General features: G+C 53.6%; 9 protein-coding genes. All 9 read left to right on the forward strand.

What is annotated here, in order from left to right:
• Positions 1-5: 5 nt before the first annotated feature.
• Positions 6-1,493 carry a sulfatase family protein gene (locus tag G0Q06_RS00885; protein ID WP_163961520.1) on the forward strand — a complete coding sequence of 496 codons (1,488 nt, stop codon included), beginning with the start codon at positions 6-8 and terminating at the stop codon, positions 1,491-1,493.
• 34 nt (positions 1,494-1,527) lie between these two features.
• A complete protein-coding gene (locus G0Q06_RS00890) occupies positions 1,528-3,246 on the forward strand; it encodes a beta-galactosidase (protein ID WP_163961523.1) in 1,719 nt (572 codons plus the stop codon).
• Between the two features lie 63 nt (positions 3,247-3,309).
• Complete coding sequence (locus G0Q06_RS00895; protein ID WP_163961525.1) at positions 3,310-4,734, forward strand: glycoside hydrolase family 27 protein; 1,425 nt, start codon at positions 3,310-3,312, stop codon at positions 4,732-4,734.
• Positions 4,735-4,810: 76 nt separating this feature from the next.
• Positions 4,811-6,265: a sulfatase family protein gene (locus tag G0Q06_RS00900; protein ID WP_238710180.1), complete on the forward strand. Its 1,455-nt coding sequence runs from the start codon at positions 4,811-4,813 to the stop codon at positions 6,263-6,265.
• Positions 6,266-6,408: 143 nt separating this feature from the next.
• A complete protein-coding gene (locus tag G0Q06_RS00905; protein ID WP_163961529.1) occupies positions 6,409-7,674 on the forward strand; it encodes an MGH1-like glycoside hydrolase domain-containing protein in 1,266 nt (421 codons plus the stop codon).
• A 17-nt stretch (positions 7,675-7,691) separates the two neighbouring features.
• Positions 7,692-9,557, forward strand: a complete 1,866-nt coding sequence (locus G0Q06_RS00910) for a sulfatase-like hydrolase/transferase (RefSeq protein WP_163961531.1) — start codon at positions 7,692-7,694, stop codon at positions 9,555-9,557.
• A 30-nt stretch (positions 9,558-9,587) separates the two neighbouring features.
• Positions 9,588-12,005 carry a hypothetical protein gene (locus tag G0Q06_RS00915; protein ID WP_163961533.1) on the forward strand — a complete coding sequence of 806 codons (2,418 nt, stop codon included), beginning with the start codon at positions 9,588-9,590 and terminating at the stop codon, positions 12,003-12,005.
• 154 nt (positions 12,006-12,159) lie between these two features.
• Positions 12,160-12,468, forward strand: a complete 309-nt coding sequence (locus G0Q06_RS00920; RefSeq protein ID WP_163961535.1) for an EF-hand domain-containing protein — start codon at positions 12,160-12,162, stop codon at positions 12,466-12,468.
• 76 nt (positions 12,469-12,544) lie between these two features.
• Complete coding sequence (locus G0Q06_RS00925; RefSeq protein WP_163961537.1) at positions 12,545-14,005, forward strand: arylsulfatase; 1,461 nt, start codon at positions 12,545-12,547, stop codon at positions 14,003-14,005.
• The last annotated feature ends 93 nt before the right edge of the window (positions 14,006-14,098 follow it).

Raw genomic sequence — 14,098 nt, forward strand, 5'->3', positions numbered from 1 at the left:
GAAAAATGATAAGTAGCACACAGCGATACACACTAAACAGGCGGACGTTGGGAATCCTCGCCTTTGTACTGTTAGGCGCACTACCATTGGCGGCAGAGGATCAGCGGCCGAATATCCTTCTGATTCTCTCCGACGACCACAGTCTGCCGCACCTGGGAGCTTATGGCGACCCAAACTGCCAGCGCTTTGAAATATCCCCTAACCTGGATGCCTTTGCCAAACAAGGTATGCGCTTCAATCGCGCCTACACGAGTTCTCCCCAGTGTGCCCCATCGCGCATCTCGATATTTGCCGGACGTTCCCCAGTCGGGGTTGCCGCCACCCGTTTTGCACAACCAGCCCGGCCGGATACACCGTTCGTGACGGATCAGTTGCGGGCCGCGGGCTATTGGGTCGGGCTGGATGGCCGAAACCATCACCTCGACGGTAAAAACAAGGAGCTACCGCATGTCGAGGAAGCGCTGGTTGGCGCGGGGATGCGTGGAGCCCCTTTCGAAGAGCGCTTCGATCATGTACACGGGGGCAACTCCACGAAGCGTGCCGCCTTGGAAAAAGTTCCCGAAAAAATCTCGGCAGCATTGGATAAAGTGCCTGGGGGAACCCCATTCTTTCTTTACTTTGGTTTTAACCAGCCTCACCGGAAGTGGGGAAAAGACCACGTGGGCATTGATCCGGAAAAACTTGTCCTGCCGCCAGACTGGCCCGATTTACCGGAAGTCCGACTCGACTATGCACGTTATCTCGCGGAGGTGCGCGATCTCGATCGCGGATTCGGAATGGCGATGGAGCTTCTCAAGGAACGTGGGCTGGAGAAAAATACGATCGTCATCTTCATGGGCGATAATGGCGAGGCATTGCTGCGTGGCAAAGGCACGCTGTTCTCACGCGGACTGAATGTCCCGCTTATTGTTCGCTGGCCCGGTAAAGTGGCGGCGGCAACCGTGAGTGATGCTTTGATCAGCGGGGTCGACCTCGCACCGACTATGCTGGCCGCGGCCGGTCTGGATAAAGGGGAGGGGATGACTGGCGTCAGTTTCCTTGGGGAATTGCTCGGTCAACTTTTCACCGGACGGACACAGCTGTTCGGCGAGCGGGGTTGGCATCATGGGCCAATCACCCGCACCGACGGGTTTGATCTTTCTCGTTCTGTCGTGACTGATCGATACAATTACATCTACAATGCCTTGCCTGATCGTGGCTATATTCCCGTCGACATGGCTGGAGGAAATGTGGCTTGGGAGGCTCTCAAGGCGGCCCATGAAAAGGGTTGTCTTTCCAATTTGCACGAGAAGATCTACTTCCAGAATCCCCGCCCCATGTTCGAACTTTACGACCTGGAGAGCGACCCGTTTGAGCTGCACAATCTGGTGGGGAAGGAAGCCGTCAAGGATGTCGAAAAATACCTGCGCGAGCAACTGGACCGCTGGATGATTCGTGAAGGTGACTATCTTCCGCTTCCATCCCATTCTCTTGCTACCAGTAGTGAGCACTAATCTGCCATATTGAATAATCACAAATATTTTTATCATGAAAAACACACTCCTCATTGCTATCCTTCTCGCAGCTTTCTTTACCGGCTTACAGGCTCAAGACCGCGATGATTACGGGATCTGGGCCCGTGGAAACCGGTACGAGCAAATCAAGTTCCCGTTCAAGGGCATCGAGGCGAGTCCGGCTTGGTCCGACATCGAACCAAATGAGGGGGAGTTTAACTGGAGTGAAGTGGATGAAAAACTGGAAGAAGCCGAAAAGCTTGGATTGTATGTTCTGCTGAGTATAAACGTCGGCCCGGATGCTCCGAATTGGCTCTACGAAAAAGATGTCGAGAAGGTCATGACAGAAGGCCACCGGCATTCCGGTCCTTACCCGGAATATACAAAGCCGGTCCATATTCAGCATTATTACCGGCTTATCGAGGAATTTGGCCGCCATGTACGCAGCCTTCCCGCTGGGCAGGTCAAACGGATCTCGTCCGTTCAGGTGAAGACCGGGGCGACCGGTGACGAGTCACCTCACAAAGGCGACCTGCTGGATGACAAATTTGAAATTTCAAATAAAGCCTGGACGGATTTCCGACTGGCAGCCTTCAAAAAGTTTCAACACGCCTTTCAGGAGGGAGCAGGCCCGGTGATTCCCCTGATGTTCACCAGTGTGGTCGGTGAGAAGTTTGACCCATCCCTGATCGATTGGATTTCGGACAACGTCAAGGGCGGATGGGGAACCAAAATGGGTGGGACCGGACAAGGTTACCAGATCAACGATGAGGTAAACCGGACGGCTGCCATTTTACCGCATACCATTGATCCCGCGCCCGATACTTGGGAATTGTTCACCCGCTGTGAGATGGACCAGGGTTGGAAAGAGGGGATTTATAAGAAGAATATCAAGCAGGCCTTTTACTGGACGAGCCTTTCGGCCCTGCACAGCGGGCTGTCGATGTGGAACATGGCCCAGTCGGCGCTCGATTGGCACCAGGAAAACAATTTCTGGGTGGATGCCCTGTTCTTTAACGAATACGCCGGCCAGACACATTCCACTGAGGCCACCGGCGCGTTTTGCGCATTGCGTGAGGGTCTGGATTCGAGCGACACGGAGAAGTTCCCGGAAGCTGAATTTGGAAACGCCTCCATTAAAAATGCGGATCGGTACCTTGCTATTTGCGTATCCCGTTCCGCCTATGGGGCGAAGATGGATGACGTCAGCGGTGTGCTTGCCGGGATGATGAAACAGCGACGCGGGCAGGAAGGCTTGAATGATGCCGGGTGGGGAATCTTCCGCGGGAACTATGAGCGTTTCCTGCACCAGATCGATGCCGACAAGACCAGCGTCGGCTGGTGGCGCGTGGGGGGTGCAATCACACCCGACAGTCCCATCTATGGCCGCTTTGCCCGTGGCTTTGAGCACGCGTCCGGGAAGGACCGTATGGGTTTCGATATCAAGGACACTTTTTTCTCTGGTCAGCCCTTGGCGGGCGCTTATCCCATCAAGGTCAGGATTGTCTATTACGACAAGGGACATGGCCAGTGGGCGCTCAATTATGATGCCACAGACAATTCCGACAAGCGGGCCGCCACGATAACCAATACCGATTCCAGAGAGTGGAAGGAGATAGTTCTCCTTCTGAAGGACGCTCAATTCGGCAATCGCGGACCGAACGGCGCGGACCTATCGCTAATCAACACCGATGACGAGGACGACATCTTTCACATTGTGGAAATCGGCCGGCCGCCACAACAGGTGAATTGATTGCCGCAGGGCAGCTGGGAGAGAAGAAAGTATGAACCTCAAAAAAATCAGGAGCCTATTTTGATGATCAATCGAAAATTCATTCGATGGCTGATGGCCGCGGTATTTTCAGCCTCCCTTGCCCAAGCAGAGCTCGCGCTGACGCCCCCGCTTGGGTGGAACAGCTTTGATAGCTATGGCTGCAATATCTACGAAGAACGAGCGATGATGGAGGCGGATGCCTTTATCGAAAAATTCGCGCCGCACGGATACGAATACTTTGTCATCGATAACGGCTGGTTCTCGTCGCCCGAGTCTGTTGAACAAGACGGGCTGCTGCTGGCCGTCACGACGCATGCCGACCCAAAAGATGTGGCCGTGAATGAGTACGGCATTGTGCAACCGTCCAAGCTCTTTTTCCCAAATGGATTCAAGGCGCTGGCCGACAAACTGCACGCGAACAACTTGAAGTTCGGTCTCCACCTCATGCGCGGCATTCCGCGAGTGGCGGTCGAGCGGGATTTGCCGATCAAGGGAACCCCATATACTGCCCGGGATATCTACACGACCGAAGGGGACTGCGGTTGGTGCGAATATATGCACGGCATTGATACGACCAAGCCGGGAGCGCAGGAGTTCTACAACAGCGTGGTCAACGAAATGGCCTCGTGGGGCGTTGATTTTATCAAGGTCGACCACGTCACTCATAAACCCGCAGATATCGAAGCCTATGCGAGGGCGATCGCCCAGTGTGGCAGGCCGATGGTTCTGAGTCTCTCCGCTGGGGGCACTTCCAATGTCAAATACCTCAGCTCCTACCGGCAGGCCAATATGGTGCGCACAACGCCCGATATTTGGGACCGGAAGGACAGTATCGATCATTCGTTTGCCTCGATGCGCAAGTGGCAAGGGTTGGAGCAACCCGGCACATGGCCGGATCTCGACATGATCCCCTTTGGTGAGCTGTGCATCCTGAACCGTAAATCGGTCAAGAAGAAGAAGCCGGGCAAGAGCGATGCCCAGTTTGCAGGCTACCTGCATCACTGGTGCTTTTTCACGGAACCGCAGAAAGAGACCTTTATCACGCAGCGTGCCATTGCTGCTTCGCCGATTATTATCGGCGGTTCGATGGTTAGCATGGATTCCCACTCGATGGAGTTGTTGACCAGTGCGGAGATGCTCGCCTGCGTCTGCAATGGCGTATCGGGAAAGCTGCTACATATGGAGGGTGCCATCGAGGCGTGGATCACACCGCTCAGGAATGAAGCGGAATATGGATTTATCTCCTACGATTACCCACAAGGCGGATGGATCGCCCTTTTTAATCGGTCAGAAGAAAAGCGGTCGGTCCCTCTTTCTGGTAAGTTCGCGAGTTGTTTCAGTTCCAAGGACTATACGCTCCACGACATTTGGAATAATAGAACCATTGAGTTCAGGAAAAAGGGAAAGCCCACCACCTTTGAAATCGAAGCCAACGGTGTGGTCTTCCTGAAGTATGAGGAGCTGTAATTCACCTGCACTGGGAAAGTGGAATAGTAACTAGGAAATGATCAGGATAATTAAATTAATCGTAGCCGTTCTGGGCATGGCATCATCTGCTCAGGCAGATAAACCCAATATACTCTGGCTGTTTTGTGACGATATGGCAGTGAACGCCATTGGCGCTTACGAAAGCCGTTTTGCGGACATGAATCCCACGCCGAATATAGACCGCCTGGCCTGGGAAGGCATACGGTTCGACAAATGCTATGTCGCTAACTCAGTCTGCGCCCCTAGCCGCGCTACATTACTGACCGGCAAGCACAGTCATAAGAACGGACTGCGTGGCAACCTGGAGGACTTTGACCATGATCAGATGCAGTTTCAGAAGATGATCGGCCAGGCAGGATATCAGTCCGCTATTTTCGGAAAGACACACCTGCGTGGCGATGTCCAGGGCTTTGACCATTGGGAAACTTTGCCGGGACATGGCAAATATGAAAATCCAAGTCTGAACACGGCTAACGGAACAATCCAAACAACAGGCCATTCGTCCGACGTGATAACCGACCATGCCCTGAATTGGTACTGTACCCGGCGTGATCCGGACAAGCCCTTCATCCTCATGGTGCACTACAAGGCACCCCACCGGAAATGGATACCCGCTTCAAGATTTGTCGGGGCATTCAAGGACAAGATCTTTCCCGAACCCAAAACCTTGTTTGACGACTATGAAACTCGAAAGCTGGCGGCCACCCATGCCATGGGTATTGGCAAGCATATGAAAGTGGAGAAGGACCTTAAGGCCGACCGCTGGCAGCACCGGAAGTTTCTGTTGGATGAAAGCTTAACCGGTGAGGCGCTGGTCCATGCCAAATATCAGGCGTATTTGCAGGATTACTTTGCCTGCGTTGCCGGGGTCGATGCAAGTGTTGGACGCCTGCTTGCCCAACTCAAAGCCGACGGTATCTACGACAATACCATTGTCATGTTTTCCTCCGATCAGGGATTCTATCTCGGTGAGCATGGTTGGTTCGATAAGCGTTGGATGTACGAGGAATCCTTTCGCACACCCTTTCTCGTCAAGTGGAGTGGCGTTACAACTCCCGGTAGTTCAAACAGCGATCTTGTCCAGAATATCGACTTTGCGCCGACTTTTCTCGATATTGCTGGCGTAGATGCTCCTGGGGAGATGCAAGGCGAAAGCCTCGTCCCGCTGTTTAAAGGCCAGACGCCCACTGATTGGCGGAAGAGCCTCTACTATCACTACTACATGACTCAGCACGGAACGACCCCCCACGAAGGGGTGAGCAAGGGCGACTTCAAATTAATCCGCTTCTACGGGGAAAAGACCGGGGGCACTGATCAATGGGAGTTGTTCGATCTGGAAACAGATTCTGCGGAATTGAACAATCTTTACGACAACCCTGATATGACCGGTAAAGTTGCGGAATTGAAGGCCGAATTGTTCCGGCTCCGCGATTACTATGATGTCCCCGATGAAAAAGTCGGGAAGGTCCAGAGGAATAACAGAGATGGGCATCGGGCGAATTTTAGATGAATATTTTTCTGTAACGAGAGAAGCTTGTGAAGAGACGAAACAAAAAATTGGTAGGGATAGGTGCTTGGGTTTTACTGTTGTTAGCCAGTTACCTTTCCAGTCAGGATGTCGAATCGCAGCCCTTCCTGTTTCAATCCGACCCGTTGGCACTTCGATCTGATTCGGTCACCGACGCGCTGCGCACAATCAAACTGACTGACTTGCCCGATGTACAGCCCGCCTGTCCGGTTCGTCTGTCGGGCGTGACACCGATGACCGAGCGCCTTTGGCGTGCGGCCTTGGCCGATATTGAAAAGAATATCGTGACGCATGAAGGGGTGACCTACTTTGGTGCCGGCGCGTCGTTCGGTTTCAAGGTCTACACGCGGGACATTTCCTTCGCCGGTATCCTGGGCTGCAACGATCTTTATCCCGAGGTCATGCTCAGTTCGCTCAAGCATACAAGGGTTCTGCGTAAGCGACTCGGCTTCAAAACTTCGCGTGATCATACCATCGAAGACATTCCGGCCCCGTGGGAAACACTCAATATTGCCCGCCGGGAATTCTTTCTAACCTATCACACAAACGAAATCACGCGCCGGACCGATGATGTGATATGGCTTTGGGCGGCCGAAGATTTGTTGACGAAATTGGATAATCCCGAATGGGAATGGCTTTACGAGGAGGGGGAGTGGTTTTTTGAATACATCTACCACTATTTCCATGATTCGTCCGACGGGCTTTATCGCGGACAGGCAACCTTTGTCGATGCGCACATGAGCGATACACACAAGGAGACCGGCTATCCGATGGATTGGAAGTTGCGCGAATGCATCATGAGCAAGGCAACCTCCACCAATGCGCTCTACTATGAAGGCATGCAGGCCATGGCCAGAACCGCGCAACGGCTCGGGAAGGCCGAGGATGCCAAGCGATGGAAAGAACAGGCTCTGCAACTGAAAAGGGCAATGCTCCAGGAGTTGCGTCATCCTGACGGCACCTTTGGCTATTTAAAAACCTGGGATGGGCAATTGATGAACGAGCGCCATGGGTTGGGGGAGGCTCTCGTTGTACGGTTCGGGATTGTCGAAGGGAGTAACGCCCGCAAAGCACTGGAGGGTTATCCGATTACGGATGCCGGAGTACCCCTCTTTTATCCCTTCTTCGACCACGCGGACAATGATGAAGTTTACCATAACAATGCTTCATGGCCGTTTGCAGATGCAATTTTCCTCGCGGCCCGGGAACAGGCCTTTGGCGAAGACCGGACAGCTGAAAATGCCGCCCTCTTGGCCCGCACTTGCGTGAAGGGAACCTTCCATGAAGTGGTGAATATGCAAACGAAGGAACCGTTTGGATCAGGCAGTCAGTTATGGAGCGCGGCTGCCTTTATTGACGTATGCCGCAGAGCCATCTTGGGAGTCGAGTAACCCGTATGGTGAAGAAAATGAGCAAAGCATTTTTTGGAATTTTGGCTGGGTCATTGATTGCGGCAGCGAGCTGGGAAACGACCACACCACCGGATGATGCTGGACTGTATTTTCATGACGTCCATACAGAGGTGACCGAGCCCAATGGCCTGGGTGAGAGCTTTCTGCGTTTAATCGCTACACGGGTAAAGACGAGCGAGGTGTTGAGCTATCGAATCGAAGCCTCTCCCAATATGATTGAATGGGCGGAAAAGGATTCGGAGACATCAGAGCCCCTTACTGAAATCATCTCTGCGACACCCGTTGGTACCCGTCTTGAGGAAATTACCGTTCAGGATCGTCAGCCGATCGATTCAGGCGACCCAAGCCGTTTTCTCAGGATGATTGCGGCAAAGAGCCCAGAGGTGCCCAATGTCCTGATCATCCTGGCTGATGACATGGGGTATTCGGATCTGGGCTGCATGGGGGGCGATATTGAAACGCCGCATCTCGATACGCTCGCGGAAAACGGGATTCTCTTTCCAAACTTCTACAACAATGCCAAGTGTGCGCCGAGCCGCGCTTCCCTGATGACCGGGCAGAGTAATATTCGAACCGGTGCCCTGCACGGAGCAGGCGATGTCACGCAAGGCGGCATGACCATCGCGGAGGCGCTGAAGGGAAAATACACCAACCTCATGATCGATAAATGGCATATTAAACCAAAACCCCTCGAGCTCGGTTTTGAACGGTACTTTGGTTCGGCCTTGAGTCCGGTGTTCTGGTGGCCGACCGATGAAAAAACCGCGGGCAAAATGCGCCTCGATGACAGGACATACACCGAAGCCGACATGACCGAGCCTGTTGAAGATTGGTACCTGACAGTCAAGGATACCGATTATGCCATTCAGTTCATGGAAGAGGATGTGGTAGGAAAGGATAAACCGTTTTTCATGTACTATGCCTCCCATGCGCCGCATTGGCCTTTGCAGGCACCTCGCGCCGATGTGGAGCGCTTTCTCGAAACTTATGCGGAAGGGACCGAGGTCGCTCGTCAACGCCGTTACCAACGTTTGCTCGAACGCGGTCTTATGGATCCCGACACAAGTAGCCTGGGTTCCTTGAATGCAAATACACCGTTGTGGGAGTCGCTGAGCGAGGAAGAGAAGGCGTACTACCGCCTCGCCCTCGCCATTCACTCGGCGATGGTCTACCGGATGGATCAGGAGCTCGGCCGGCTCTTCGACTATCTGAAAGAAAAGGATCTTTTCGACAACACGGTTATCTTTTTCATGAGCGATAACGGTGCCAGCGCCGAGAGCGGCACGACCGTTATTCCGCCCGATCGGATCATGGGTGACCGTGGAACGGAATCGCGTCTCAACGACGTCGGGGCATCTGTCTGTAACACCCCCATGCGCGGGCACAAGTCGACCCTCTACGAAGGCGGTGTCAGCACACCCATGATTTTTCATTGGCCGGACGGAATTGGAACGCCCGGAATCGTTTCCAGGCAGGTGGGTCAATTCTGGGATTTGTTCCCGACAATTCTCGACCTTGCCGCACTGTACTACCCATCCGAATTCAGTGGGCGGACGCTAAACCCGCTTGATGGCGAAAGCTTGTGGCCGCACATTCTGACGGGCAAAGAGACCGAACGAACCCTTTTCTGGGACTACGAAAAGTATTCTGCTATCCGCATAGAAAAGTGGAAGGCGCTACGCAAATCCACTAGCAGCGAAATAAAGGACGCTATCTGGCAACTTTACGACTTGTCTCTCGATCGAACGGAAATGAATGACCTCGCCTCGCAATACCCAGAAACGGCGCAGGCCATGGCCAGCGCATGGGAGGAATGGTACATTGATGTCAGTTCCTCAAACAGCGCAACAGCGAGCCATTAAGCGATACCCTTTCATAAATTTACCAATAAAATGAAAAAAGTAATTTCAGGAATAACAGGTTGTGTATTGATCGCTGCCGCTAGCTGGGGGATGAATACGCTGTCGGATGATTCGACACACTATTTCAGGGGTATGACTGCGGAGTTGACCGAACCCAATGGCCTGGGTGAGCGTTTTCTTCATTTCACGGTTACGCTGGTCGAGACCGCTGAGGCGTTGAGCTATCGGGTCGAACGTTCGCCCGATATGATTGCATGGGTGGACAAGAATCCAGAGACATTGGAGTCCCTGACCGAAATCATCTCTGTGACATCCGTGGCTGCCGGTCTTGACAAGATTACCGTTCATGATTCTGAGCCAATCAATACAGACTCCCCAAGCCGTTTCTTTCGGATGGTCGCTGAAGCAAGTCCTGGAGCGATTCTGTTATCGGATGGCGCGGGCCTTTCACTGTCTATGGAAGAAGACGGTGGTGTTCAGGCAGTCAGCTTGTCTGAGAACGCACTGCCCATCGGCGGAACCGGAGGGTTTTACTTGTGTGAACCCGCTGACAAAGGCAATCGTGTTCCACTGGTCGGAAAAACGGTCGTGATAAATGATCAGGTCTATTTCACAGCGACCCCAGCCTTGCAGGCAACGGTGAGGGCCGTGTTCACGCAGGGCGACGGGTTTATCGAAGTAAGGGGCGAACTGGAAGATTTAACCGGTGAGGACCGTGGCCTCTGGCTGGGTTTTAATGTACCGGTCAATACAGTAGGCTGGAAATGGGGCCAAACGCTCAGCACCAGCCCGGTTATCACGAGTCAGGATACAGGCTATGAAAGTAGCTGGGACAACAGTTTGGTTCCGATTCCTGCCGTATGGACAACCAACGGCGGAATCGCGCTGTGTATTCCCCCGTCCGATCCGTGCGTATTCCAGCTGGCTTCGGATGCCGATGGCCTTCGCATCCAGATGGCATATGGGCTATCGGGGGACACGACCAAGTTTCCTTCGAAGGCGTCCTTCCGGTTCCGTATCTATTCGATCGATGGCACGTGGGGGTTTCGCGATGCCCTGGCAAAATACTACGACTGGTATCCAGAATACTACACCATCGATTCGGCGGCCATGTCGGCGATGGACCATCACCACGACTGGCTGGGGGTGAATTATGTGCCCGATTCGATTAAAGTCGACGATCTGGTTGATCCTGACTCGAAAGAGTATATGGGCTACACCAAAACCTCTGCGCGTATTCAGGGGCTGTCGAACGCGGCTCAGGTGATCGCGCAACAGGGATATCTTGGTGCGATTGCGATTGCCCCGACGATTCAGCATTATGAGAAAAATGGTGCCCCAAACTCTCCGCTGCTGGTTGAGGGACGAGCCGCGCTTATCAATTCCGTCGCGTACAAATCGGATGGAACGTTTGGGGATTTTGGCGTATATGACACAGACGGAATCGATTTTCCTCATAATTGTGATCCAGACCTTTTCAAGGATGCCGCCCATCCGGATTATCCGGTTTACGCCGATATGTATCTGCGCAAGGCCGAAGAGATCCAGACGCTCTTCCCCGATTTTGCCAGCATCCACTGGGATCGCCTCGGAGGATGGAGCCTCTTTCTCAACTACCGGCGGGAGCATTTTGCCTATATTGATCACCCCCTTACCTTCGATCAGAATGGTCAAGTCTGCATCTACACCCAGCTTACCAACTACGAGATGTTTGATGAATTCCGGTTACGGGCCAGCCAAGGCGGCCTGTTTCACGAGGCGGCCGGCATGAAGGACTATGGTGCTGGAAAAATCCAGGATAATCCGCCAGCTGGTCAAAGCCGAAATGGTATGTTCTTTCTCGCCGCGGTGGTGGCTGGCGGGTGGCAAGAGGGCAGTTTCAAGGCGCAGGAACTCGGTGGTTTTGATTTCGAGCGCATGTCAGTGGGACGCAAATCCTATCGGGTCTCTTCCGGAAATATCGTAGCAAGAAGGGAGGCCCCGACGTTGGCTCTTGTGAAACGCGCTTTGGCGCAAACCACGGCCTATGGCTTTGCCTGCCCCGTGCAGGTGCAGTACTTCTTCTCGGAGGATCGTCCCGGCTACCTCCCGAATTACTCCTGGTACAACCTGCCGGATCATAAAGCGTTGTGGGATCAATATGAACCCGCTAACCTCGCGATCCGCCTCGCCGGCTGGGAGCCGGTGACCCATGCCTGGGTAAACTCCAGTGCGGTCCAGCTTCAGCGCTTTGGTCGTGGTGATGAAATCTATCTCACCGTCTGGGGGCCAACGCCGCCCGCGTCCGTCGAGATCGAAATCGATGCCGCTGCCCTCGGTCTCAAGAGTAATCCGATCTTCGAGGAGATTGTCAGCGGCGTGGCAATGACGGTCACCCCAAGCCCCAAGGGCTGGAAGCTGACTGTGCCACTGGAAACAAACATGACCCGCGTGATTCGGATTCGTTAGGGGGCAGTCCGACGATTGCGGGATTCTTTTTGGCGGCTTCGAGCAACTAATTGGCTTCCCCGGACAACCCATCTTTCCTGAAATATGCCATACTGTCGGCGTCGGATTATATTTCGTACCCGATCAAAATAAAATAACGCTAATTCAAATCCATATGAAAAAACTACTTATCCTTGCCTCCCTTTTAGTTCTTTCCGCCAGCACAGCCCTTGCCGCCAAAACACCGAAGATGTTTACGGAAATGGATGCCGACAACAATGGCCAAGTCGATGTTCAGGAATGGATGACGGCAGAAAAAAAGAAGGCCGAAGACGCTGGCAAAAAATACAACGAAAAACAATCGATGAAGCGCATGGGCCGCAAAGACGCTAACGGCGACAATATGATTTCCGCCGATGAATTTATCGCCGCAAGGAAGTCGATGGACTCCGGCGACAAGGCCAAGAAAAAGAAGAAGGATTGACCCTCTTTCTTGCATTTCAAAAGGTGAGGGGGATTCTTTCCTCCTCGCCTTTCTTTTTTACAAAGCTCAGAAACACATGAAAGCGACTGCCATGAAGTTTTTTCTCATTTCGGCATTTCTCGGTCTGGTTTCAAGCTTTGGGGCGACCGGCCAGCCCAACATAGTCCTCATCCTGGTCGACGATATGGGGTACTCGGACCTCGGTTGTTACGGCAGTGAAATTGAGACGCCCAACCTGGACCGGCTTGCCGACAATGGGATTCGCTTCACCAATTTTACCAATGATGCCAAATGCGGACCCAGCCGCACCTCCCTGATGTCCGGGCGCTTCCACTCCCAAGTCAAGGGAGCAGGTTTTGGATCGGTCATCACGATTCCCGAGATCCTTGGGCAAGGAGGCTACCAAAGCTTCATGCTTGGAAAGTGGCATATTTTCGACACGCCGCTGGAGCGCGGCTTTGACCGGATGTACGGGTTCATGGAAGGGTGGTGCAACTCCCTCACCGGTGAGTGGAAGGGTGAGCAGGTGCAGAAGCTCGATGGAAAGCCACATCGCTTGCCGGAGGGACTCACCACGACGCAGGCCTACACGGAATTTGCGGAACGCTTCATCCGGGAACGGGATCCGGAGAAACCGTTTTTCCTGTATTTGGCCTACAATGCGCCACATTATCCGCTTCATGCCCCCGAGGCCGATGTGATGAAATACCGCGGCCGCTACCAGGATGGCTGGGGTGCCCTGAGGGAATCGCGGCTTGAGAAGATGAAGGCCCTCGGTATCGTACCGCAAGGTCAGCAGCTTTCCCCGACCGATGTCGCTTCATGGGATTCCCTGACCGATGCGGAGCGCGACCGTCAGGATCTCGTGATGGCGACGTATGCGGCGATGATCGACGGCCTGGACTGCGGGGTGGGGCAGCTTGTGGAAACGCTTCAGGCTGAAGGTCTTTTTGAAGACACGTTGATTCTTTTTCTGAGCGACAACGGGGCCTGCCCGTTTGAGCGCACCGAGCTGGAAACATTGGAAAACAACTACATGCCATGGGACGCACGCTCCTTTTATACATATTCCGAGCCTTGGGCCAATGCCTGCAACACTCCCTGGAGCAAATACAAGCAGAACCAGCACGAAGGGGGCATTTCAACACCTTTGATCGCCCACTGGCCAAATGGAATCGCCAACCCGGGTCGCCTTGACCGGGGTCGTGGTCATATCGTGGATTTTCACGCCACCTTCCGCCACCTCCTCGGGCTTGATTGCCCGGATCAATATAGGGGACATCTGCTCGGCCAGCCGCCCGGACTGAGCCTGGCAGCCGCCTTTGCCGGCCAACCCCGTCCCCTGCACGAGGAGCTGTTCTATTCCTTTAACAAGTTTTCGGCCCTCACCCAGGGCCGATGGAAAGTCGTCGATCAGCAATACCTTTTCAACTTGGAAGACGACCGCATCGAGGCGAATGACCTGCGCGCGGAGCGTCCTGAGCTGTTCCAGTCACTGAAGAATCGCTGGGACGAATTGGACCAAAGCTTCCGCTAAGCGCGATAAATAGCAGGAAAAACGACTGTTGGCGGATTTGTGCAAGCAATTGGCGTTTAAAATCAACCGCCTTTCCACAGATTCCAGTAAACT

The sequence above is a fragment of the Oceanipulchritudo coccoides genome (genome assembly GCF_010500615.1).
In the GTDB taxonomy this organism is placed as follows: domain Bacteria; phylum Verrucomicrobiota; class Verrucomicrobiia; order Opitutales; family Oceanipulchritudinaceae; genus Oceanipulchritudo; species Oceanipulchritudo coccoides.